22 protein-coding genes are annotated in these 23,561 nt (G+C 23.4%); 17 read left to right on the top strand and 5 right to left on the bottom strand.

Translation table 11 applies throughout. The features are described 5' to 3' along the window. The first annotated feature begins 2 nt into the window (after positions 1 to 2). Genes DM780_RS00660 through murA form a run of 3 tightly spaced genes read left to right on the top strand, consistent with a single transcriptional unit; the run spans position 3 to position 2,940 of the window. On the top strand, positions 3 to 1,037 hold the full coding sequence (locus DM780_RS00660; protein ID WP_110548577.1) for a cation diffusion facilitator family transporter: 1,035 nt from the start codon (positions 3 to 5) through the stop codon (positions 1,035 to 1,037). After that, positions 1,027 to 1,620, top strand: a complete 594-nt coding sequence (locus tag DM780_RS00655) for a DUF4290 domain-containing protein (protein ID WP_110548576.1) — start codon at positions 1,027 to 1,029, stop codon at positions 1,618 to 1,620. Before DM780_RS00660 ends, DM780_RS00655 begins: the two co-directional genes overlap by 11 nt. A 12-nt stretch (positions 1,621 to 1,632) precedes the next feature. After that, entirely contained in the window at positions 1,633 to 2,940 is a 1,308-nt protein-coding gene (murA, locus tag DM780_RS00650; RefSeq protein WP_110548575.1) for a UDP-N-acetylglucosamine 1-carboxyvinyltransferase, read from the top strand. Between the two features lie 166 nt (positions 2,941 to 3,106). Here murA and DM780_RS03045 read toward each other — a convergent pair whose 3' ends face one another. Continuing rightward, a complete protein-coding gene (locus DM780_RS03045; protein WP_262494725.1) occupies positions 3,107 to 3,235 on the bottom strand; it encodes a hypothetical protein in 129 nt (42 codons plus the stop codon). 241 nt (positions 3,236 to 3,476) lie between these two features. Between DM780_RS03045 and greA the strand changes: the two genes are divergently transcribed. Further along, positions 3,477 to 3,959 (top strand): transcription elongation factor GreA, encoded by a 483-nt coding sequence (greA, locus tag DM780_RS00640; protein WP_110548574.1) that lies wholly within the window; start codon positions 3,477 to 3,479, stop codon positions 3,957 to 3,959. Next, on the top strand, positions 3,952 to 4,362 hold the full coding sequence (locus DM780_RS00635) for an HIT family protein (RefSeq protein WP_110548573.1): 411 nt from the start codon (positions 3,952 to 3,954) through the stop codon (positions 4,360 to 4,362). Before greA ends, DM780_RS00635 begins: the two co-directional genes overlap by 8 nt. A gap of 12 nt (positions 4,363 to 4,374) precedes the next feature. On the opposite strand, the gene DM780_RS00630 is transcribed toward DM780_RS00635, so the two are convergent. Then, on the bottom strand, positions 4,375 to 5,142 hold the full coding sequence (locus DM780_RS00630) for a type III pantothenate kinase (protein ID WP_110548572.1): 768 nt from the start codon (positions 5,140 to 5,142) through the stop codon (positions 4,375 to 4,377). Positions 5,143 to 5,241: 99 nt separating this feature from the next. Between DM780_RS00630 and DM780_RS00625 the strand changes: the two genes are divergently transcribed. After that, a complete protein-coding gene (locus tag DM780_RS00625) occupies positions 5,242 to 6,036 on the top strand; it encodes an alpha/beta fold hydrolase (RefSeq protein WP_110548571.1) in 795 nt (264 codons plus the stop codon). Positions 6,037 to 6,270: 234 nt separating this feature from the next. Beyond that, on the top strand, positions 6,271 to 6,678 hold the full coding sequence (locus DM780_RS03025) for a 5-formyltetrahydrofolate cyclo-ligase (RefSeq protein ID WP_317045852.1): 408 nt from the start codon (positions 6,271 to 6,273) through the stop codon (positions 6,676 to 6,678). Here the strand turns inward: DM780_RS03025 and rseP are convergent. Further along, positions 6,625 to 7,962 carry an RIP metalloprotease RseP gene (rseP, locus tag DM780_RS00615; RefSeq protein WP_110548570.1) on the bottom strand — a complete coding sequence of 446 codons (1,338 nt, stop codon included), beginning with the start codon at positions 7,960 to 7,962 and terminating at the stop codon, positions 6,625 to 6,627. The two genes, DM780_RS03025 and rseP, sit on opposite strands and share 54 nt — an antisense overlap. Before the next feature lie 119 nt (positions 7,963 to 8,081). On the opposite strand from rseP, the gene DM780_RS00610 reads away from it, so the two are divergent. Together DM780_RS00610 and feoB are read left to right on the top strand one after the other, a co-directional pair. Further along, positions 8,082 to 8,303 carry a FeoA family protein gene (locus DM780_RS00610; RefSeq protein ID WP_014246073.1) on the top strand — a complete coding sequence of 74 codons (222 nt, stop codon included), beginning with the start codon at positions 8,082 to 8,084 and terminating at the stop codon, positions 8,301 to 8,303. Between the two features lie 4 nt (positions 8,304 to 8,307). Next, entirely contained in the window at positions 8,308 to 10,377 is a 2,070-nt protein-coding gene (feoB, locus tag DM780_RS00605; protein ID WP_235611995.1) for a ferrous iron transport protein B, read from the top strand. Positions 10,378 to 10,501: 124 nt separating this feature from the next. Here the strand turns inward: feoB and DM780_RS00600 are convergent, their stop codons facing one another. Next, positions 10,502 to 11,494 carry a D-alanine--D-alanine ligase gene (locus DM780_RS00600; RefSeq protein WP_110548568.1) on the bottom strand — a complete coding sequence of 331 codons (993 nt, stop codon included), beginning with the start codon at positions 11,492 to 11,494 and terminating at the stop codon, positions 10,502 to 10,504. 30 nt (positions 11,495 to 11,524) lie between these two features. On the opposite strand from DM780_RS00600, the gene DM780_RS00595 reads away from it, so the two are divergent. Further along, the gene (locus tag DM780_RS00595) at positions 11,525 to 12,412 is read left to right on the top strand and encodes a PASTA domain-containing protein (RefSeq protein WP_110548567.1); all 888 of its coding nucleotides are present in this window, start codon (positions 11,525 to 11,527) and stop codon (positions 12,410 to 12,412) included. Between the two features lie 16 nt (positions 12,413 to 12,428). Beyond that, positions 12,429 to 13,421 (top strand): RluA family pseudouridine synthase, encoded by a 993-nt coding sequence (locus DM780_RS00590; RefSeq protein ID WP_110548566.1) that lies wholly within the window; start codon positions 12,429 to 12,431, stop codon positions 13,419 to 13,421. Here DM780_RS00590 and mgtE read toward each other — a convergent pair. After that, entirely contained in the window at positions 13,416 to 14,774 is a 1,359-nt protein-coding gene (gene mgtE, locus DM780_RS00585; RefSeq protein ID WP_110548565.1) for a magnesium transporter, read from the bottom strand. The two genes, DM780_RS00590 and mgtE, sit on opposite strands and share 6 nt — an antisense overlap. Positions 14,775 to 14,929: 155 nt before the next feature. Between mgtE and leuS the strand changes: the two genes are divergently transcribed. The 6 genes from leuS to rpoN all read left to right on the top strand — a co-directional run bounded on the left by leuS (position 14,930) and on the right by rpoN (position 23,559). Next, entirely contained in the window at positions 14,930 to 17,761 is a 2,832-nt protein-coding gene (leuS, locus tag DM780_RS00580; RefSeq protein ID WP_110548564.1) for a leucine--tRNA ligase, read from the top strand. A 168-nt stretch (positions 17,762 to 17,929) separates the two neighbouring features. Then, positions 17,930 to 19,363: a Glu/Leu/Phe/Val family dehydrogenase gene (locus DM780_RS00575; RefSeq protein ID WP_110548563.1), complete on the top strand. Its 1,434-nt coding sequence runs from the start codon at positions 17,930 to 17,932 to the stop codon at positions 19,361 to 19,363. Next, positions 19,360 to 20,070 (top strand): UMP kinase, encoded by a 711-nt coding sequence (pyrH, locus tag DM780_RS00570; protein WP_014246065.1) that lies wholly within the window; start codon positions 19,360 to 19,362, stop codon positions 20,068 to 20,070. The genes DM780_RS00575 and pyrH overlap by 4 nt, the downstream gene beginning before the upstream one ends. Before the next feature lie 9 nt (positions 20,071 to 20,079). Further along, positions 20,080 to 20,634, top strand: coding sequence for a ribosome-recycling factor (locus DM780_RS00565; RefSeq protein ID WP_110548562.1), 555 nt, complete (start codon positions 20,080 to 20,082; stop codon positions 20,632 to 20,634). 15 nt (positions 20,635 to 20,649) lie between these two features. Next, on the top strand, positions 20,650 to 22,065 hold the full coding sequence (gene asnS / locus DM780_RS00560; protein WP_110548561.1) for an asparagine--tRNA ligase: 1,416 nt from the start codon (positions 20,650 to 20,652) through the stop codon (positions 22,063 to 22,065). Positions 22,066 to 22,068: 3 nt separating this feature from the next. Then, complete coding sequence (rpoN, locus tag DM780_RS00555) at positions 22,069 to 23,559, top strand: RNA polymerase factor sigma-54 (RefSeq protein ID WP_110548560.1); 1,491 nt, start codon at positions 22,069 to 22,071, stop codon at positions 23,557 to 23,559. Positions 23,560 to 23,561 lie beyond the last annotated feature (2 nt).

Below are 23,561 nucleotides of genomic sequence, written 5' to 3'. Positions count from 1 at the left end.
TTATGGAAGATAAAAAAATAAAAATAAATTTTAGTCTCCAAAAACTGATTTGTTTCGTAGCAGTAATTTTATTTTTAATTAAATTAATTACTTGGTATATTACTTCTTCTATTTCTATATTTAGTGATGCTCTAGAAAGCATCACAAATATAATTAGTGGATTTATAGGTTTATATAGTCTTTATGTTTCTTCTTTGCCCAAAGATCAAAATCATCCATATGGTCATGGAAAAATAGAATTTATATCCACTGCAATAGAAGGTTTTTTAATTTTTTTCGTAGGAATTATCATTTTTATAAAAATTTTTATACGTGTAAAAAATCATGAAACTATTTTTTTATTAAGATTAGATTATGGAATCTATCTAATGTCTTTTACCGCAATTATTAATTACTTTTTAGGTATTTTTGCCTGTAAAATAGGAAATAAAAATGGTGCTTTAACATTAATAGCTAGTGGAAAACATCTTCAAATAGATACCTATTCTACTTTTGGAATTGTGATAGGATTAATATTATTAAATATAACTCAATGGATATGGATAGATTCTATTATTTCTGTTATTTTTTCCTCTGTAATTTTATATACAGGATTAAAATTATTAAGATCGGCTGCAGCTGGAATTATGGATGAATATGATAAAAAACTTTTAAAAAAGTTATCTTTTTATATCAATGAAAAAAGAAATAGTCATTGGATTGATCTTCATCATTTAAAAATTATTAAATATGGAAGTGCTTTACATGTTGATTGTCATTTAACAGTTCCATGGTTTTTTAATATAAAAGATGCTAATAAAGAAGTACAAATATTAACAAAACTAACAAAAGATAAATTTGGAAATAAAGTAGAATTATCTGTTCATGTAGATGCTTGTAAATCAAATCATTGTTATATATGTTCCAATAACTTATGTAAAGTTAGAAAAAATATTTTTCAAAAAAAAATTCTTTGGACGTTAGATAAAACTTCATATTACAACAATAATAAAAGAAAAGATCTTATTTTTATAAATAAAAATCAATATGGAATATAATACTAATCGTTTCAAATTAGTTATACCAGAATATGGAAGAAATATTCATAAAATGATCGATTATGCAATAAAAATAAAAAATAGAAAAGAACGTAATCGTTGTGCATGGAGTATCATTAAATTAATGACGTATTCCAATCCGAGATTTAAAATTCCTTATTTTCAGCATAAATTATGGAATCAATTATTTATTATGTCTAAATATCAATTAGATATTGATACACCTTTTCCAAAACCAAATCCAGAAAAAAGAAAAATTTATCATTATAAAAAAGTAATCTACCCTAATTATTTAACTAATTTTAGATATTATGGAAAAATTATAAGAAATATGATATATGTAGCAATAAATTGTAAAAATAGTAAAAAAAAAGAAGGATTATTTTATGCTATAGCAAATACAATGAAGAAAAATTATTTAAGATGGAATAAAAATATTGTAGAAGATGATATCATATTTAAAGATTTAAAAGACCTTTCAAAAGGAAAAATTTGTTTAATGAATAAAACTAATCCATTATTACAATCTTCCTATCTTTTAAATCCCAAAAGAAAAAAAAATTATATGATAAAAAAAATATAAATATGAAAAGTAATGGCTTCTTTTAAAATAGAAGGTGGAAATTTTTTAAAAGGGGAAATAAAACCACAAGGTGCAAAAAATGAAGCTTTACAAGTTTTATGTGCAGTTTTATTGACATCAGAAAAAATAAGAATAAAAAACATTCCAGAAATAGGAGATGTTCAATGTTTGATACAAATTCTTAAAAATTTAGGAGTTATAATAAAAAAAAATAATGTTGGAGATTATACTTTTCAAGCAAAAGAAATTTATATTGAATATTTAAATACAAACAAATTTATTATTGAATATGGACAATCTATTAGAGGATCTCTCATGATTGCAGGTCCTTTGTTAGCTCGATTTGGAAAAGTATGTATGCCAATTCCTGGAGGGGATAGGATTGGTCGTAGACGCTTAGATATTCATTTAAGAGGATTTGAATCCTTAGGTAGTCAGATAGTTTATAAAGAAAATCAATATTTTTATATTTATTCCAAATATTTAACAGGAAAATATCTTCTTTTAGAAGAAGCTTCTGTAACAGGAACAGCTAATATTATCATGGCAGCTACCTTAGCAAAAGGAAAAACAACTATTTATAACGCAGCTTGTGAACCGTATATTCAACAATTATGTAGATTATTAAATAGAATGGGATCAAAAATAAAAGGAATAGGCTCTAATTTAATTCATATTATCGGAGTTACAGAATTAAGTGGATGTACACATACTATTTTACCTGATATGGTAGAAATTGGAAGTTGGATAGGATTAGCAGCAATTACTAATTCCGAAATAAAAATTAGAAATGTTAGTTGGAAAAATTTAGGAATTATTCCAAATACATTTAAAAAAATGGGGATAAAATTAGAAAAAAAAAATGATGATATTTATATTCCATCTCAAAAATATTATAAAATAAAAAAATTATTAAATAACGCTATATTAACAATTTCTGATGCACCATGGCCAGGATTAACTCCAGATTTATTAAGTATTTTAACAGTTGTAGCAACTCAAGCAAAAGGAAGTGTTTTAATTCATCAAAAAATGTTCGAAAGTAGATTATTTTTTGTAGATAAACTAATTGAAATGGGTGCACAAATAATATTATGTGATCCTCATAGAGCAACTATTATTGGATTAAATCATCAATCTTATTTGCGAGGTTCGATATTAAATTCTCCGGATATAAGAGCAGGAATTGCACTTTTAATAGCAGCACTTTCTGCTAAAGGAACTAGTATAATAAAAAATATAGAACAAATAGATAGAGGATATGAAAATATTGATCAACGATTACGTATTTTAGGAGCAAAAATTTCCAGAATAGTATAATTTTTTATTTTTTTTCCAGTAATATGGATTAATAGATGACTTTTTTTTTCATAATCCAATTTTATTTTTTTCGCTATATTTTCTATTTTTTTATATTGAATATTTTTAGAAAATTTCCATCCCCAAGCTAACCCCTTATTATTTTATGAACTCTTTTCCTAAATCTTTATTTTTTTCCTATAATACTAATCCAAAAACAATTATATCTATCTATTTTTATATTTTTAATTGTATAATCTATATCCAAAATTTTAAAAGTATCTCCATCATAAATTTTAATTACTTTTCCTGTCATTTTCGATATTATCGATAATGAAATAATGAAAAATAACCGAATAAAAAAAAGCCATATTTTATTATTTTTTTTTTAAAAAAAATATTTTTCAAATTTTTATCTATAAACCAATATATTGAATGAAAAATAATTTTTTATATATTTTATACAGTTTATTATTATTCACAAAATTCACAAAATCAATTAACTTTATATATAATAAAAATAAATAAATGAAAAAATACAATAATAATGAAAAATTATGGAAAAATTCGAATATATAACTAAAAAAGGATTAAAAAAATTACAACAAAAAATAGAAAGATTAGAAAACATTGAACGTCCAAAAATATCAATGCAAATAGCTGAAGCAAGAGATAAAGGAGATATTTCAGAAAATGCAGAATATGATGCAATCAAAGAAGCACAAGGATTTTTAGAAATGAATATAGCTAAGTTTAAAAAAAAATTATCCAATGCAAGGATTATAGATGAATCACAAATCAATAGAACTAGGGTCTCTATTCTATCTACAGTAAGAGTTAAAAATCTAACTTATGGTGGAGAACAAATATATACCTTAGTTCCAGAAGGAGAAGCCGATTTAAAATCAGGAAAAATTTCTATAAATACTCCTATATCTACAGGATTACTTGGAAAAAAAGTAGGAGAAATGGCCCATATTAATTTACCTAATAAGATGATACTTGATTATGAAATTTTAGAAATAGGATTTAGTGAATAAAAATATTTTTACAAAAATAATTAAAAATGAAATTTCCGCTTATAAAATAGCAGAAACTTACAATCATTTAGCTTTTTTAGATATTTATCCATTAAAAATAGGACATACTTTAGTGATACCAAAAAAAGAAAATATAGAAAAAATATTTTCTCTTACAAAAAATGAATTTCTCTCTATTATGTCTTTTACTCGAAAAGTAGCTATAGGAATTGAGAAAATAATACCTTGTAATCGTATAGGTATATTTGTTCTTGGATTTGAAATTCCTCATGCTCATATTCACTTAATTCCTATGGATAAAGAAAGTGATGGAGATTTTTCTAAAAAAAGAATAGATCTATCGGAAAAATATTTTAAAATTTTATCAAAAAAAATTAGAAAATCTATTGAAATTGAAAAATAATAATTATTGATTCTATTTATTCCAATGAAATAGAATTTTTAATCCTTTTATTGTATGTAATTTATCTTTAAAATGAATTTCTTTAGTTAAAGGAGTATAGATATGCGAAAGTCCTCCAGTAGCAATTACAAAACAATTTTTTTTTAATTCTTGATTAATACGATTAATAAGACCTTCTACCATACTTAAATATCCATAAATAATTCCACTTTGTATACATGTTTCAGTATATTCTCCTAATATATGGAGAGGCTTTTTTAATTCTATTTGTGAAAGTTGAGCAGTATTACCAATCAATGCGGATAAGGAACTATTAACTCCTGGTGCAATAATAACTCCTTTAATATTTCCATATTTATCTATACAGGTAAAACTTAATGCAGTTCCAAAATCTATTACTAAAATATTTTCTTTATTGTATAATGTATATGCAGCTATAGCATTAGCATACAAATCTGTTCCTAATTGATGAGAATAATGTCTTATTGGAGAAGAAGAATATCTATCTACTATTATTGGTTTTATTTTATGTATTTTATATAAAGATTGTTCTACAATATTCGTAAGGGGGGGTACTACAGATCCAATAACAATATTTTTTATTAATTTTGAAAAAATTCCATATTGTTGATATATATTCCTAAACAATAAAATATATTCATCTAATGATCTGTGGGGATTACTATTAATAATCCATGAACAATTACATTTTAAATTATAATTATTATTAAATAATCCAAAACGAATACTAGAATTTCCAATATTTATAGTTAACAACATTATTAAATTCATTTTTAAATAATAAAAAATGTAATTAAATTTGAATAAAATTTCATATTATAATACTGTTTTTCAATTATTTGTTATCAATATAAAAATATGTTTATATATTTTAATAATAAAAAAAAGATTTATTATAAAATAAAAGGTAGTGGAAAATCTATTGTTTTTTTGCATGGATTTATGGAAAGTTCAGAAATTTGGAATTTTTTTTATGATATGTTTTCTGAAAAATATAAAATTCTTTTAATTGACTTTCCTGGTCATGGAAAAAGTTCTTCCTATGAAGAAAAAACTATTTTTACTATGGAAGAGGTAGCTGATATAGTAAAAATTATTTTAGAAAAAGAAAATATAGAAAAATCGATATTTGTTGGTCATTCTATGGGGGGATATATTGCTCTTGCACTTGCAGAAAAATATTCAAAAATATTTTTAGGTTTATGTTTACTTAATTCTACCGCAAAATCAGATACAAAAGAAAAAAAGAAAAATAGGATTCGTTCTATACAATTTGCAATAAATAATTATCCTTTATTTATCTCTTATAGTATCCAGAAACTGTTCAATCCTAAAAAATTAGATTTATTACAAAAAGAAATTCATTTTTTAAAAAAAATTACTTTATCTATTTCCGTTAAAAGTGCAATTTCTTTTTTACGAGGGATGTCAATTCGAAAAGATAGAACATTTTTATTAAAAAAAACTAAATTTCCAAAATTGTATATAATTGGTTTACATGATTTAATTATTCATGAAAAAAAAATACGTGAAGAAGCAAAATTAGGATATAATTGCCATTTTATGGAAATAAATTCAGGTCATATGGGACCTATAGAAAAACCTAAAGAAATAAGTAAAATATTAGAAAAATTTATAAATATCATAAAATAATAAATAATTACTATTTATAATAATGAATAAAAATAAATTACGAAAAAAATATCTTTTTTACAGAAAATCTTTTTCAAAAAATGAAGTACTCAAAAAAAGTTATGACATATTTGTTCAAGTAAAAAAACTATTCATCTGGAATAAAAAATATTATCATATTTTTTTACCAATAGATAAAAATAATGAAATAAATACGTTTTTCATTATTAATTTTCTTTTAAAAAAAAAAAATATATAACAATTCCTTCTTCAAATTTTCATAAATTATCTATAGATAATTGTTTTTTTGATAGAAAAACATTGATAAAAATAAATAAATATGGAATTCCGGAACCTATAAATAAAAATATTATTCCACCTTATTTTATTGAAGTTATATTTATTCCATTATTAGTTTTCGATTTAAAAGGATATCGTATTGGTTACGGAAAAGGATTTTATGATAGATTTATTATACTATGTAAAAAAAATATTCTGAAAATAGGATTAAGTTTATTTGATCCCATAAATTGTATTAAACCAATACATATAAACGATCTTATAATAGATATAGGAATTACTATGAATCATACTTTTTTCTTTAAAAATTCAAGAAAAAAATACTTTAAAAATATCCCAAATAATGACCATAACCATAATTAAACTAATAATTAGAAATCCAATAATCGTAAAACGTTCAAAAATTTTTTCGTTTATTTTTTTTTTGGTTATCATTTCTATGATAATAAATAATACATAACCTCCATCTAAGGATGGAATAGGAAATAAATTCAAAAAGGCCAACCATATAGATAAAGTCCCTGTTAATGTCCAAAATATTTCCCAATTCCATTGATCAGGAAACTCCTTAGCCATAGAAAAAAAACTACCTATATGTTTGTAAGCTCTAGTCTCTAGATGAAAAACATTTTTTAAAAAAAATATTTGATTTTTTAAAACTTCCCATGATTTTTTTACACCATAAGGTAAACTTTCAATTATAGAATAATTTTTTTTTTCGAATGAAAAAATTTGATCCATATTTATAAAATTTTTCAAATTTATTCCTAATATACCTTTTTGATTTAAAAAAACTTCCTTTTGAAAAAGGGTTCCATTTCTATTAATAGAAACTAATATAGGTTGATTTTTATATTTCGATAAAATATCTTTTAATTGATCGGAAAATAAAATAAATTCCGAATTAATTGCTAAAATTTCATCATTATTTTTCAATCCAGATTTATATGCTACTGAATTTTTCATTACGTAATTTATAATAGGAGGAATACGAGGTTTAATAAAAAAATTAAATTCTTTTCTATCAAAAAAATATCTTTTTTTATCGTCAGTCAATGATAAATGAATAATTTTTCCCATACGATCTATAGTAATGGAATTACCTAAAATAATTGCTTTAGGAAGATCATTAAAATAGGGGATAAATTTTCCATTGACAAATAAAATTTTATCTCCGTTTTGTAATCCAATTTTTTTCCCTAAAGAATCTACTTCAATTCCATATTTTACATTTTTTGTAGGAAGTAAAATATCTCCATATTTAAATAATAAAAAAGAAAAAATAATAATAGATAACAATACATTGGAAATAATTCCTCCTAAAACAATTAATAATTGTTTTAATGAAGATTTTGAACGAAATTCCCAATCTTTTGTACTTTTTTTTTCTTTAGAATAACTTTGATTTTCTTCTGTCATCATTCCAGATATTTTTACATATCCTCCCAAAGGGATCCACCCTATTCCATAAATAGTCTTTCCTATTTTTTTTTTGAAAATTGAAAACCAAGGATCAAAAAATAAAAAAAATCTTTCTACATGTACTTGAAATGCTTTAGCTAATAAAAAGTGCCCTAATTCATGAATTACTATCAATATAGAAACACTAAACAATAACTGTATGGATCTAACGATAATAGAAGTCATAAATTATAACATATTTATTTCAAAAAGTAGATAAATTTAAACCTTTATTTTCTTTTTTTACCATACATATATACTTAAAAGTATATTTAATTATTTAATTTTTTTAAATACACATAAATTTGAACTTATCTAATCTTAAAAAAGGAGAAAAAGGAATTATTAAGGGATATAAAAATGAAGATTTTCCTATAAAATTATTAGAATTAGGTCTTTTACCTGGTGTTAAATTTGAAATACTTTTCGTTTCAATTTTTTATGATCCACTTTGTATTAGTTATGATCAATCTTGTGTCATATTACGAAAAAAAGAAGCAGAAAATATTCTAATAGAACCTATTTAAAATAATGAAAAAAATAATTAAATTGGCTCTTATTGGAAATCCAAATGTTGGAAAAACTTCTTTATTTAACAAATTAACTGGACTTAATCAAAAAGTAGGAAATTACTTAGGTGTAACAATTGATAAAAAAATAGGATATTTTTTTTACAAAAAAATATATTATCAAATCATGGATCTTCCTGGAACTTATAGCATATATCCATCATCTGAAGATGAAGAAATAGTTTGTAGATTATTAAATGATACAAAAAACGTGAATGATTATCCAGATAGAATTATTGTTGTAGCGGATTCCTCTAATATAAAAAAAAGTATTTTTTTACTTAGACAAATACAAGATTTAGGTTTTCCGGTTCTATTCATATTAAATATGATTGATGAAGCAAAAAATAAGGGAATTTTTATTAATATAAAAAAATTAAAAAAATTTCTTATAACAGAAATTATATCAATAAATGCAAGAAAAGGAATAGGAATAGAAAAAGTTAAAAATAAAATAAATAAAATAAATTATCAAAAAAAATATAATTACTTTTTTTTTAATCCAAAATTGGATTATATAACTGCTATTAAAAATGTAAAAAGTTATTATCCAATTAATTCTTATAAAGCTTGGTATTATTTAGCTAATAATAGAATTTTTTTTAAAAAAAAAGATAAAATTTTAAATAAAATTAAAAAAAAACATAATATTATTTCTAAAAGATTACAAATTAAAGAAATACTGTATAGATATAAGGAAATAAGTTATATTTTTTCTCAAACGGTTTCTGAATTTCTTTCGGATAAAGAAAAAAATTATTTAAATTTTCAAAAAAAAATAGATCAATATTTATTGGTCCATCCTTTATGGGGTTATTTAATTTTCTTTTTTTTATTATTCATTATATTTCAAAGTGTTTTTTTTTTATCAGAAAATCCTAAAAGATTTATAGAATTTTTTTTTTCTTTTTTTCAAAAAAAATTGGTAACATTTTATCCAGGTCCTTTAAATCATTTTTTTATACAAGGTATTTTACCTGGAATTAGTACTATTATTACTTTTATCCCACAAATTTTTATTTTATTATTTTTTATTATTATTATGGAAGAAAGTGGTTATATGAGTAGAGTAATATTTTTAATGGATAGGATTATGCGTCCATTTGGATTAAATGGAAAAAGTGTAGTTCCTCTTATTTCTAGCTTTTCTTGTTCTATTCCAGCAATAATGGCTTCTAGACATATAGAAAATTCTAGAGATCGATTAATCACTATTTTAGTAACTCCTTTTATGACATGTTCAGCTAGATTACCTATCTACACCTTAATCATTTCTTTAATTATTCCGGATAAGAAATGGTATTTAATCCAATTAAGAGGATTAGTACTCATGGTAATGTACCTTGTAGGTCTTTTCTCTGCTTTAATTATTTCCATGATTATTCATTATTTTATTCTAAAAAAAGATTATAAAAATTATCTTATTATGGAAATGCCTACTTATAAATATCCCATATTCATAAATATATGGATTCCACTATGGATAAATATAAAATCTTTTATTTTTAATACAGGAAAAATGATTTTGTTAGTAAATGTATTAATATGGGGATTAGGATCTTTCGGTCCTTCAAAAGAATTATCAAATAAAAATTCTATTTTTTTGGAAAAAATAATAAAAAAAAAAGAACTTCCTAATTCTTATTTAGGTTTAATAGGAAAAAAAATAGAACCATTTATTCAGCCATTAGGATATAATTGGGAAATAGGAATTGGTTTGATTTCTTCTTTTATAGCAAGAGAAGTTTTTGTTAGTACAATGGGAACAGTCTATAATATAGAAAAAGGAAATTTTTTATTAAAAAAAAAAATGAAAAAAGACCAATTTTATAATACAAAAAAACCGATTTACAATATAGCAACAGGATTTTCTTTACTATTTTTTTATGCATTTTCTATGCAATGTATGAGTACTTTATATACAGTAAAAAAAGAAACAAAATCTTGGAAATGGCCTATTATACAATTTTGTTTTATGACAATATTAGCTTATTTTTCTTCTTTCTTCATTTATCAAATATTAAAAAAATAAAAAAATGTGGCAATATATTATGATTGGTCTATTTTTTTCGTATTCTATTCTTTTTTTAATCAAAAAATTTTTAAATTTTTTTTCAAAAAAAAGGAATTTTTGTAAAAAAAAATGCAATTGTAAATTATAAATTTTTTGAATTTTTAATAGAAAAATCTATTAATTTTTTAAATAAATTAGAGAGAGGAATACCAGCAACATTTAATTGTTTTGGAAAAATGCTTTTTTTAGAAAGACCAGGCACCGTATTAATTTCTAGAAAAAAGGGTTCTCCATTTACAAGAATAAATTCCGATCTAGATATTCCAGATAAATTTAAAATTTTACATATTTTTTTTACTAATTTTTGAATTTTATTTTCAATATTTGGAAGTAATCGAGCTGGTGTAATTTCTTGAGATCCTTCGTAATATTTTGATTCAAAATCGAAAAAATCATTTTTACTAATTATTTCTGTAATTGGTAATACTGTAATTTCATGATTAAACGAAATAACTCCTACTGAAATTTCAATTCCTTTTAGAAAAGATTCAATAATTATTTCGTCATCTTTTTTAAAAGCCTTTTTTATAGCAGGAAATAGTTCTTCTTTTTTATACACTTTTGATATACCTAAACTAGATCCGGATCTATTAGGTTTTACAAAACATGGTAATCCAATTTTTTTTATCATTTTTTTTTCACAAAAAGGTTGATTTTTATTCAAAAAAAAGGAAACTGCTGTATTGATTCCAAATTCCTTTAATAAGGTTAAACAATACTTTTTATTAAAAGTAACATTTGCCTGATGAAAATTACATCCTGTATAAGGTATTTTCAATAAATGAAAATAAGCTGGTAAAATTCCATCTTCTCCTGGAGTTCCATGAATAGCATTAAATACACAATCAAATTTTAAAATTTGATTACTTTTTTTAAGAAAAATTGTAAAATCTTGTTTATTAATAGAATATTCCTTTTTTTTTTCTCCTATTAAAAACCATTTATCTCTGAATATATAAATTTGATAAGGATCAAATTCTTCTCTATTTAAATTTTCGTAAACTACTTTTCCACTTTTTAATGAAATGATAGATTCTTCTGTATACCCTCCCATAATAATAGCAATCTTTTTCATTATTCTTTATTTATTTTATATTTATTCAGTATGATATATTTGAAATACTGTTTAATTTTAATTTTAAATTTATTAATATCTATATTTATTTTATATAAAATAATTAATTTTTCATTAAAATGGGTAGATTTTTATACAAAACATGGTTCTTATGTAAGAGTTCCGGATCTTCATTATTTATCTTTAAATAAATCCTTATCTATTTTAAATAAATTAGGATTGAAATACGATGTAGATACATCATTTTATGATCCCTATTTTAATCCTTTTCAAGTTATTTCCTTTTTTCCAGAAGCTGGAGATTATGTTAAAAAAGGAAGATCTATCTATATCAAAGCTAATCCAAAAAATTTTCAATCTACTATATTACCAAATATAATAAATATGCATAAACATATAGCAATTAAATTGATTCATGCTAATCATCTACTAGTAAAAAATATAAAATATATGAATAATCTATCTAAAGATATTGTTATAAAAGTTTTTTATAAAGGAAAATCCATTCCATCTGGATATATTTTACCAAATAAAGATAAAATTACCTTAATAGTTGGAAAAGGATATGAAAAAAATTATTTTATAGTTCCCAATGTTATTGGAATGTCTTTATCTTCTGCTACTTATACTTTAAAAAAACAATCATTTAACATTATTAATTTTTATGATGAACCGTCATTGGATGATGATTCTATAAATAATGCAAAAGTTTACCATCAAGAACCTTATCCTGGAAAAATAAAGGATAAAAATAGTCCGATATATCTTTGGTTAAAATCGAATAATTCAAAAGAATTATTCGATAGTTTAATTCCAACATATGAATTTAATCCTTCGAAAAATATAAATAAAAAAGAGTCTAAAATTCAAGAAAAATTTATAAAAAAAATAGATATATATAAAGAAGAAAAAAAATAGGAATAGAAAAGAATAAATGCACATCAAAAAATTTAGTTTTTTATTAAAAAAAAATCAAAAATCTATTCGAATTGATAAATTTTTAATGAAATCAATCCAAAATATTAGTAGAAATCAAATCCAAAAGGCTGCAAATTTAGGAAAAATTTTGGTAAATAAACGTTTTGTAAAAAAAAATTACCAAATAAAACCTTTTGATTTTATAGAAATAGAAATATCTTATCTACCTATTCTAGATTTAGAATATAAAAATATTATTGCAGAAAAAATACCTCTTGATATTATTCATGAAGATGAGGATATTATTGTAGTTAATAAAAAACCAGGCATGGTAGTACATCCAGGAATTGGAAATGAAAATGGGACTTTAATTCATGGAATTAAATATCATTTAAAAAATAATAATAAATTATTATATAGGTTAGGTTTAGTTCACAGAATAGATAAAGATACTTCAGGTTTACTTGTTTTAGCTAAAAATGAATATGCACAAAAATTTTTATTTCAACAATTTATTTCTAAAACTATTAAAAGAAAATATATAGCTTTAGTATGGGGAGATTTGAAAAATGAAGAAGGTACTATAACTGGATTTATAGGAAGAGACCCAAAAAATAGAAAAAGAATGACTCTTTTTAAAAAAGATTTTTATAGAGGAAAATATTCAATCACTCATTATAAAGTTTTAGAAAGATTTAAATATATAACATATATTTCCTGTAATTTGGAAACCGGAAAAACACATCAAATAAGAGCTCATTTTAAATATTTAGGGCATCCATTATTTAATGATGTTATTTATGGTGGAAATACCATTTTAAAAAGTTTTTCAAAAAAAAAATTTAAATTTTTAAAAATATGTTTAAATATTTTAAAAAGTCAAGCATTACATGCCATTTCACTTTCCTTAATTCATCCAAACAATGGAAAATATAATTTTACTAGTCCAATTCCTGAAGATTGGAAAAAAGTTATTCAAAAATTTAGAGAAAAATTTTCATTTTTATAATAAAGTACCATGAAGAATAATATAAGACATAGAAAAATATATTATTAATCCAATAACATCTACTAATGTAGCCACAAAAGGAGCAGAAGAACTAGCTGGATCTCCTCTAAATTTTTTAATTAAAAAAGGTAACATAGATCCACTAAATGTCCCCCATAAAACAACGAAAATCAAAGATAAAAAAACTGTTAATCCAACTAATATAAAATGAGGTCCATAATTGAAAAAATTTATATTATGCCATGCCAAAACACGGATAAATCCAGTTAATCCTAAGATACTTCCTAAAAAAAAACCACATATTATTTCTCTTCGCATTACTATCCACCAATCTTTTATTTTAACTTCTCCTAAAGCCATTGCTTGAATAATCAAGCTAGATGCTTGGGATCCACTATTTCCACCACTGGAAACAACTAAGGGAATAAATAAAGCCAAAACTACGGCTTTTTCTATCACACTTGAAAAATTCTGCATAACAGTTGTCGTTAACATTTCACCTATAAATAATAAAATTAACCATCCAGCTCTTTTCTTAATTAATTTAGATAAAGGAATATTTAAATAAGATTGATTCAAAGCTTCCATCCCACCTATTTTTTGAATATCTTCTCTATAATTTTTATTTAAAACCCATAATATATCATCTATAGTTACTATTCCCAGAAAATTTTTTTTATCATCTATTACTGGAAGTGAAATTCTATTATTCATAGAAAATATTTTATTTGCTTCTTCTTCTGTATCGGTAACATTTAAAGCAGCAGTATATTTTCTATCCATTAATTCTTCTACTTTAGTATCTATATCTACTAATAAAAATTCTCTTATTTTGATGTCATCTACTAATTTTCCTTTTTTATTTACTATATAGATAATTTCTATTATATCACTATTTTTACCTTCTTTTCGTATATATTCTAATACTTCTTTCACCTTCCAAGTATCTTGTACAGCAAGATAATATGGAATCATAAGACGTCCTACACTATTTTCAGGATATCCTAAAGAAATTAAAGTTCTACGTTTTTCTTCCGGATTTAAATATTTTATCAAATCTTTTAAAGAATCTTTTGGGAGATTTTCCAAAAATGATACACGATCATCCACAGATAATTTATTCATGAACTCCATTATTTTAATAGATGGAAGACCTTCAATAATTTTTTTTTTTATAGGAAAATCTAAAAATTTAAAAACGGAAGTAGCTTTATTTATTTTTAATAAATAAAATATTTCTATAGAATTATCCGGATCATCTTGAATTAATGTTACCAAATAACTAATAGTTTGATTATTAAAAAATTTTTGATTAAAATTATTTTTAAAACAATCTTGATGGTTATTAAACATTTATTTTCTTTTTTAGAAAAACTTTTTTTATTATCATCAAATAATTATGGATAATTATATTTTTAAATGAAATATTGTTTTTCACAGAAATCACTCAATAAAATTACGTAACAAAATTATTGAATTTTTTATATAGAATTTAAAATAAAATAAACATGGAATATAATTTTCGAAAATTAGAAAAACGTTGGCAAATATATTGGAAAAAAAACAATATTTTTCATATAAAAGAAAACAAAACTAAAAAAAAATACTATATTTTAAATATGTTTCCTTATCCTTCCGGATCTGGTCTTCATATAGGACATTGTTTAGGATATATAGCTTCCGATATTTATGCGAGATATAAACGTGCAGAAGGTTACAATGTATTAAATCCTATAGGATTTGATTCCTTTGGGCTACCTGCAGAACAATATGCTATTCAAACTGGACAGCATCCTTACGAAACTACTAAAAAAAATATACAACAATATCAAAAACAGATGGATAAAATAGGTCTATCTTTTGATTGGAGTCGAAAATTATATACCAGCAACCCTGATTATTATCGATGGACTCAATGGATGTTTATCCAAATTTTTAATTCTTGGTACGATAAGGATAGTGAAATAGCTAGGCCTATCAACTTTTTAATTAAAGAATTTAATAAAAACGGAAATTTATCTGTTAATGCTAGTACTTCCTTTAATTATCAATTTGATTCCAAAAAATGGAAAAAATTTAGTTCTTTAAAAAAAGATTCGATACTTTTAAATTACCGATTAGCATTTTTATGTAAAAATACAGTTAATTGGTGTCCAGATCTAGGTACCGTTTTAGCAAATGATGAAATAAAAAATGGAAAAAGTCAAAGAGGTGGATATCCAATTTATAAGAAAAAAATGCTTCAATGGCATATAAGAATTACCGCTTATGTAGAAAGACTTTTAAAAGGTCTAGATTTGATTGAATGTTCTAATTCTCTTAAAAAACTTCAATATAATTGGATAGGTAAAAAAACCGGAACTACCATATTTTTAGAACTTTTTTTTTCTAAAAAAAACGATAAAAAAATAGAATCTTTTATTTTTCGTCCAGAAATTGTATTTGGAATAACATTTATTATTATATCTATAGATCATCCATTATTACAAACAATTACTATTCCTCATTATAAAAAAAGTCTTCTTGCATATATTAATAATATGCAAGAAAATTCTGTAGAAAAATCAGAAAAAGAAAAAAATATTTCAGGGTTTTTTACAGGGAACTATGTGATACATCCATTTATTAATGGAAAAAAAATTCCTATTTATGTTAGTAATTATTTTTCTGTAGATCCTCAAGTAAAATCTATAGTAGGGATACCTAGTCACGAAAAATATAGCCTAAAATTTGCAAAAAAATTTGGATTAGAAATTTTACCAGTTTTTTTTGAAAAAAATAAAAATAATAAAAATGAACTTTATGAAGGAAAAAATGGAATTTGTATTAACTCTGATTTTTTAAATGGACTAAATGCCAAAGAAGCCAGGGAAAAAATAATCCAAATTTTTAAAAATAAAAACATTGGAATAAAAAAAAATAGTTATCGGTTACGAGATGCCGTTTTTTCCAGACAGAGGTACTGGGGTGAACCTATTCCAATTTATTTTAAAAATAAAATTCCTAAAACTATTCCCATAGAAAAACTTCCTCTTCTTTTACCAAGAATAGAAAATTATCATCCAAAAAACGGAAAATCTCCATTAATGAGAGTAAAAAATTGGGCTTGGGACGAAAAAAATATGAAAATTGTTTCAAATACTCTTATTGATAATAAATATGTATTTCCAATAGAAACTAGTACCATGCCATGTTGGGCAGGATCTAGTTGGTATTTTCTTCGTTATATGGATGGACATAATCAAAATTTTTTTCTGGACAATAAAAAAGAAAATTATTGGAAAAATATAGATCTATATATTGGTGGATCTGAGCATTCTACAGGTCACTTAATTTATGCAAGATTTTGGCATAAATTTCTGAAAGATAGAGGATGGATAAAAACCGAAGAACCTTTTAATAAAATATTAAATCAAGGAATGATCCTTATTCACTCTGCTATAATATTAAAAATTATTGGAAAAAATATATTTGTTTCCTATGGTTTATTAAAAAATAAAAATAGTCTATCATTTCAAGAAATATATGTAGATATTTCTCTAATAAATCATAATAACGAATTAAATATAAATAAATTAAAACAATGGAATCCTGAATTTTCCAATTCCAAATTTCTTTTAGAAAAAGGAATTTTTTATTGTAAAAGAAAATTAGAAAAAATGTCTAAATCTAAATATAATATTATCAATCCAGATCATATTTCTGATAAATATGGATCAGATATTTTTCGTATTTATGAAATGTTTTTAGGACCAATTACATTATCTAAACCTTGGAATGATCAAAAAATTATTGGAATAAAAAAATTTATAAATAAATTTTGGCGTTTATTCCATAATAATGGAGTATTTCAAATTAGTGATTTATCTCCAACATTTAAGGAATTGAAAATTTTACATTACACAATTAAAAAATTAAAAGAAAGAATAGAATCTTTCTCTTTTAATACATCTATTAGTTATTTAATGATGATTGTTAATAAATTAACTATTTTAAAATGTAATAAAAGAAAAATATTGGAACCTTTAGTGAAATTAATGGCTCCATTTTCTCCTCATATATCTGAAGAAATTTGGAAAAAATTAGGAAGTAAAAAATCTATTTTATTTTCACCTATACCTATTTTCAATCCAAAATATCTTATAGAAAAAAAAATTACATATCCAATTATGTTTAATGGAAAATTAAAATTTAAAGAGATTTTTGATTCAAATCTAACAATAGAAAAAATAAAACAAAAAATTTTAAATCATCCTAAAACTATATTTTTTTTAAAAGAAAAAGTATTACAACGAGTAATTATTATTCAATACAAAATAATAAATATTTTATTTATTTAATTAAATATCAGTTTTTTAATTAAAAATTAAAATAATATCTATTCAATATAGATATTTTGTATATTTAAAAAATATTTCAACATAATACGTAGATTTGTATTTAATAAATACAGCATTTTTTTTTGAATTTTTTCATTTTAGATTTAAAAATGTGTAAAAATTTTTTTTATGTCAAAAAAAAATAAAAATAAAGCTGTTACATATAATAGTTTTTTTAGTTGTATAGAAAAAAATTTTGATAAAGCAGCACGATTTATTTCTATTGAAAAAGGACTTTTAGAACAAATTAAATATTGTAATGCTGTATATCGTATGCACTTTCCTGTAAAAATAGGAAAAAAAATCAAAGTTATTGAAGCCTATAGAGTCCAACACTCTCATCATAAATTACCCTGTAAAGGAGGGATCAGATATAGTATAAAAGTAAATCAAGATGAAATTATGACTTTAGCTGCACTTATGACATATAAATGTGCTATTGTAGATGTACCTTTTGGTGGATCTAAAGGTGGAATTAAAATAGATCCACAAAATATTTCTGTAGAAAATATAGAAAAAATTACACGTCGTTATACTTCTGAATTAATTAAAAAAAATTTTATAGGTCCAGGAATTGATGTTCCAGCTCCTGATTATGGAACTGGAGAAAGAGAAATGAGCTGGATTTTTGACACTTTTCTATCTATACTTCCTGGAGAAGTAGATGCCTTAGCCTGTGTAACTGGAAAACCTATTTCTCAAGGAGGTGTTAGAGGTAGAAAAGAAGCAACTGGATTAGGAGTTTTTTACGGAATTAGAGAATTATGTTGTATGAAAGAATATATGTTTTCTATTGGTCTGGATTTAGGATTAGATGGAAAAAAAGTTATAATACAAGGTCTAGGAAATGTAGGTTATCATGCCGCTAATTTTTTTCATGAATCAGGTGCTATTATTGTTGCTTTAGCAGAAAGAGAGGGAGCTATTTACAATAAAAAAGGATTAAATGTATCTAAAGTAATACTACATTTAAAAAATACTGGATCCATATTAAATTTTCCAGAATCAAAAAATATTGAAAATACAGAAAAAGCATTAGAATTAGAATGTGATATCCTTATACCTGCTGCATTAGAAAATGTTATACATAAGAATAATGCTAATCGTATTAAAGCAAAAATTATTGGAGAAGCGGCAAATGGCCCGGTAACTCCTGAAGCGGATGAAATATTAGGAAAAATGGGGGTAATTATAGTTCCAGATATTTATTTAAATGCTGGAGGAGTGACAGTTTCTTATTTTGAATGGTTAAAAAACTTAAGTCATGTACGTTATGGTCGTATGGAAAAAAGATTTAATGAAAATATGAATTTTGACCTTTTACAGGTTATTGAAACTATTTCTCATAAAAAAATTCCAAAAGAAGAAAAAAAAAATATTTTGAGAGGACCAAGAGAAATAGATTTAGTACGTAGTGGGTTAGAAGATACAATGATTAGTGGATTTCATAAAATTCATGATTTAAAAAAAACATTAAAAATAGAAACTATGCGGACATCTGCTTTTGTCCTTTCCATAAATAAAATCATAGATTCTTATGAGAAGTTAGGAATTTTTCCATGAAGTACAAAAGATCATTATTGAAATTAAGTGGAGAATCTCTTATGGGAAATAAGAATTTTGGACTTCATTCTACTCGTCTTCAACAACATGCGGAAGAAGTAAAAAAAGTTGTAGATATGGGTGGACAAGTAGCTATAGTTATTGGTGGAGGAAATATATTTAGAGGTTATTCTAGGTTAAATAGTACAATAGATCGTATAGGTGGAGATTATATGGGAATGCTGGCTACTGTTATAAATGGAATTGCACTACAATCTTACTTAGAAAATATTGGAATATGTACCTCTATACAAACAGCTATTAGAATGGATCAAATTGCGGAACCTTTTGTCAAGGATAAAGCTATTCATCATTTAGAAAAAGGAAGAGTAGTTATATTTGTAGCAGGATTAGGGAATCCTTATTTTACTACAGATACAGCAGCTGTATTACGTGCTATAGAAATAAAGGCCGATGTTTTATTGAAAGGAACTAGAGTTGATGGAGTCTATACTAAAGATCCAGAAAAAGATAAATATGCTAAAAAATTAAAAAAAATATCCTTTGATATGGCTTATCAAATGGGAATAAAAGTGATGGATCAAACCGCTTTTATTTTAGGAAATGAAAATAATTTACCCATTATTATTTTTGATATCAATAGAAAAGGTAATTTTAAAAAAGTAATTTCCGGAGAAGAAATAGGTACCTTAGTTTCTAAAAAATAATAAAAAATTATGGATGAATTAAATAAAATTTTTTCTTCTTGTAAAAAAAACATGAAAATAATTTTAAAAAAATTACAAGAGGAAATTTATTCTATTCGTTTAGGAAGTAAATCCATTCTTTCCGTTTTAGAAAAAATAAAAATAAAGTGTTATGGTACTTTTTTACCTTTAATAGAAGTAGCCAATATTAATATTGTAGATAATATGACTCTCACAGTTCAACCTTGGGATCGATCTCTTATTTCATATATAGATAAAGCCATTATAGATACTAATTTAGGAATTATGCCTACTAATAAAGGAGACTATATTCAAATTAATATTCCTATTATTACAGAAGAAGGAAGAAAAAATTTGATCAAAAAAATAAAAAAACAAATAGAACAGGCAAAAATATCCGTGAGAATAATACGAAAAAAAAATAATCAATCCATAAAAAAATTAAAATTGACCCAAGATTTATCTAAATCAGGAGAAAATCGTATACAAAAAATAACGATTGAATATATTCAAAATATTGATAATCTTTTTCTTTATAAAGAAAAAGAAATTTTAAAAATATAAAAATATGGATATTTTATGATAAAAAAATATTCGATTAAAGAATTGTTGAATAATGGTAATTTTTTTTTAGAAAAAAAAGTTTTAGTTGAGGGATGGATACGTTTTTTTCGTAATTCTATTTTTATTGCATTAAACGATGGATCTACCATTAAAAATATTCAAATCGTTTTATCTAAAAATATAGATAAAAAATTGATAAAAAAAATAACAATTGGAACATCTATTAAAGTTATAGGAATCCTAAAAAAAAGTATAGGGAAAAAACAATCTATAGAAATTAAATCTTTATATATAAGTATATATGGAAAAGTAGACCAAAAAAATTTTCAAAAATCTATTTTACAACCGAAAAAACATAGTTTAGAAAAACTCCGTCAACAAGCACATTTACGTTTCCGTACAAGTATTTTTAGTAGTATTATACGTATACGTCATCATATAGCTTTTTCTATACATAAATATTTTCATGAACATGGATTTTTTTATATTAATACTCCAATTATTACTACTTTAAATGCTGAAGGAGCTGGAAATATGTTTCAGGTTACGACTATGGATTTAAAAAATATTCCATGTATAAAAAAAGGAGATATAATAGATTATAAAAAAGATTTTTTTAAATGTAAAACCTATCTTAGTGTCTCTGGACAATTAGAAGCTGAAACTGCTTCTTTATCTTTAGGAAAAGTATATACTTTTGGACCTGCTTTTCGTGCAGAAAATTCCAATACTTCACGACATTTATCCGAATTTTGGATGATAGAACCAGAAATTGCCTTTTATCATTTAGAAGAAAATATGAATTTAGCAGAAGATTTTTTAAAATTTATCATACGATATATTATTGAAAATTGTGTGGAAGATTTATCTTTTTTAAAAGAAAATATAAAAAAATGGAATCAAGAGGATAATTTTTCCATTTTAGATAAACTAGAACTTATATTAAAATTTCCATTTAAAAGGATTAGTTATACTGAAGCTATAAAGATTCTTGAAAAAAATAAAAAATTTTTTAATCCAGTAATTTGGGGGATGGATTTACAATCCGAACATGAACAATATTTAGTGAATGACCATTTTCAACATCCTGTCATTGTTTTTGATTATCCTGCCGGTATTAAAGCTTTTTACATGCGGATAAATAATGATGGAAAAACAGTGAGGGCTATGGATATTTTGTTTCCAAAAATAGGAGAAATTATCGGAGGATCTCAAAGAGAAGAACGTTATGATCTTTTATTGAAACGAATGAAAGATACAAAAATAGATGATAAAAAACTTTGGTGGTATTTAGATACCCGTCGTTTTGGTACTGTTCCTCATAGTGGATTTGGATTAGGATTTGATCGTTTAGTTCAATTTATTACAGGAATGAAAAATATTCGTGATGTGATTCCTTTTCCAAGAACACCAAATAATGCAGAATTCTAAAACATGTTAAAACAAAAATTATTACAGAAAGGAAAACAAAAACTTTCTCCCCAGCAAATAAAACTAATGAAATTGGTGCAATTATCTACTTTGGATTTTGAACAAAGAGTTAAACAGGAATTGGAAGAAAATCCAGCATTAGAAATGGAAGAAGATCTATTAAATTCTATCAGTATTAGTGAAGAAGAGGAAAATTTAGATATATCAGAAAACATGATGGATCTTTCAGAAGATCAAAATCCATCTATAGATAGTGATGAAATAAATATTGATGAATATTTAAGTGATGATGAAATTTTGGATTTCAAAAATAATATCCCTAATCAAAATCATAGTGAAAAAAAATATATCCCAATAATTTCTGGAATTTCTTTTCAAGAATATTTAAAAAATCAATTGCATACTTTTCGTTTTTTAAATAAGGAAGATTTATTGATATCAGATTTTATAATAGGAAATATAGATGAAGATGGATATATAAGAAGACCAATTCCTTCTATAGTAGATGATATATTTTTGATACTTGGAATATCTGTTACTGAAGAAAAAATTGAAAAATTACTTTCAAATTATATCCAAAAACTAGATCCTATAGGAATAGGAGCTAGAAATTTACAAGAATGTATTCTTATACAATTAGAAAATAAAAAAAAATCCACAGAGGTTTTTCTTGCCAAAAATATTATACAAAATAATTTTGAATTTTTTACAAAAAAACATTATCAAAAGCTGCAAAATAAATTAGGAATAACAAAAAAAAATTTACGAAAAGCTATTTTTCAAATAGAAAAATTGAATCCAAAACCAGGTAAAATATATTCTGAAAATACTAGAAATTTAAATCATTTAATTCCCGATTTTACAATTTGTATTGTAGAAGGTAATTTAGAACTATCTCTAAATCATAAAAATACGCCAGAATTAAAAATATCTTCTATATATTTAGATATGTTGAAATCTTATAAGTATTCAAAAAAAAATATGAAAAAAAATGATAATAATACTATTTTTTTTATAAAACAAAAAATAGATTCTGCTAAATGGTTTGTCGAATCAATAAAACAACGTAAAAATACATTAATGTTAACAATGAACGCTATTATGGATTATCAAAAAGAATATTTTTTTACTGGAGATCCATATAAAATAAAACCTATGATTTTAAAAAATATATCCCAAAAAATTGGAGTAGGAATATCCACTGTTTCTCGTGTTGCTAATAGTAAATATGTGAATACTCCATATGGAACATTCTTGATAAAAAGTTTTTTTTCTGAAAAAATGATTAATAAAGAAGGAAAAGAAATTTCTTCCATTGAAATCAAAAAATTATTAGGAGAATTTATTGAAAAAGAAAATAAAAAAAAACCATTTACTGATGAAAAATTATCAAAAATTTTAAAAAAAAAAGGATATATAGTAGCTCGAAGAACTGTAGCTAAATATAGAAATCAAATGAAAATATCTGTATCAAGAATGCGAAAAATTTTATGATC

Origin of the sequence: Blattabacterium punctulatus (assembly GCF_003226695.1) — a bacterium.
Taxonomy (GTDB): Bacteria; Bacteroidota; Bacteroidia; order Flavobacteriales; family Blattabacteriaceae; genus Blattabacterium; species Blattabacterium punctulatus.
Note: the sequence above shows the minus strand (reverse complement) of the source record. Positions and strands in the feature narration are given on the sequence as shown.

Bases quoted from the DNA above. Each gene is read 5' to 3' on its own strand.
- DM780_RS00660 (WP_110548577.1), top strand. From the start codon at position 3: ATGGAAGATAAAAAAATAAAAATAAATTTTAGTCTCCAAAAACTGATT.
- DM780_RS00655 (WP_110548576.1), top strand. From the start codon at position 1,027: ATGGAATATAATACTAATCGTTTCAAATTAGTTATACCAGAATATGGA.
- murA (WP_110548575.1), top strand. From the start codon at position 1,633: ATGGCTTCTTTTAAAATAGAAGGTGGAAATTTTTTAAAAGGGGAAATA.
- DM780_RS03045 (WP_262494725.1), bottom strand. From the start codon at position 3,235: ATGACAGGAAAAGTAATTAAAATTTATGATGGAGATACTTTTAAAATT.
- greA (WP_110548574.1), top strand. From the start codon at position 3,477: ATGGAAAAATTCGAATATATAACTAAAAAAGGATTAAAAAAATTACAA.
- DM780_RS00630 (WP_110548572.1), bottom strand. From the start codon at position 5,142: ATGTTGTTAACTATAAATATTGGAAATTCTAGTATTCGTTTTGGATTA.
- DM780_RS00625 (WP_110548571.1), top strand. From the start codon at position 5,242: ATGTTTATATATTTTAATAATAAAAAAAAGATTTATTATAAAATAAAA.
- rseP (WP_110548570.1), bottom strand. From the start codon at position 7,962: ATGACTTCTATTATCGTTAGATCCATACAGTTATTGTTTAGTGTTTCT.
- feoB (WP_235611995.1), top strand. From the start codon at position 8,308: ATGAAAAAAATAATTAAATTGGCTCTTATTGGAAATCCAAATGTTGGA.
- DM780_RS00600 (WP_110548568.1), bottom strand. From the start codon at position 11,494: ATGAAAAAGATTGCTATTATTATGGGAGGGTATACAGAAGAATCTATC.
- DM780_RS00595 (WP_110548567.1), top strand. From the start codon at position 11,525: ATGATATATTTGAAATACTGTTTAATTTTAATTTTAAATTTATTAATA.
- DM780_RS00590 (WP_110548566.1), top strand. From the start codon at position 12,429: ATGCACATCAAAAAATTTAGTTTTTTATTAAAAAAAAATCAAAAATCT.
- mgtE (WP_110548565.1), bottom strand. From the start codon at position 14,774: ATGTTTAATAACCATCAAGATTGTTTTAAAAATAATTTTAATCAAAAA.
- leuS (WP_110548564.1), top strand. From the start codon at position 14,930: ATGGAATATAATTTTCGAAAATTAGAAAAACGTTGGCAAATATATTGG.
- DM780_RS00575 (WP_110548563.1), top strand. From the start codon at position 17,930: ATGTCAAAAAAAAATAAAAATAAAGCTGTTACATATAATAGTTTTTTT.
- pyrH (WP_014246065.1), top strand. From the start codon at position 19,360: ATGAAGTACAAAAGATCATTATTGAAATTAAGTGGAGAATCTCTTATG.
- DM780_RS00565 (WP_110548562.1), top strand. From the start codon at position 20,080: ATGGATGAATTAAATAAAATTTTTTCTTCTTGTAAAAAAAACATGAAA.
- asnS (WP_110548561.1), top strand. From the start codon at position 20,650: ATGATAAAAAAATATTCGATTAAAGAATTGTTGAATAATGGTAATTTT.
- rpoN (WP_110548560.1), top strand. From the start codon at position 22,069: ATGTTAAAACAAAAATTATTACAGAAAGGAAAACAAAAACTTTCTCCC.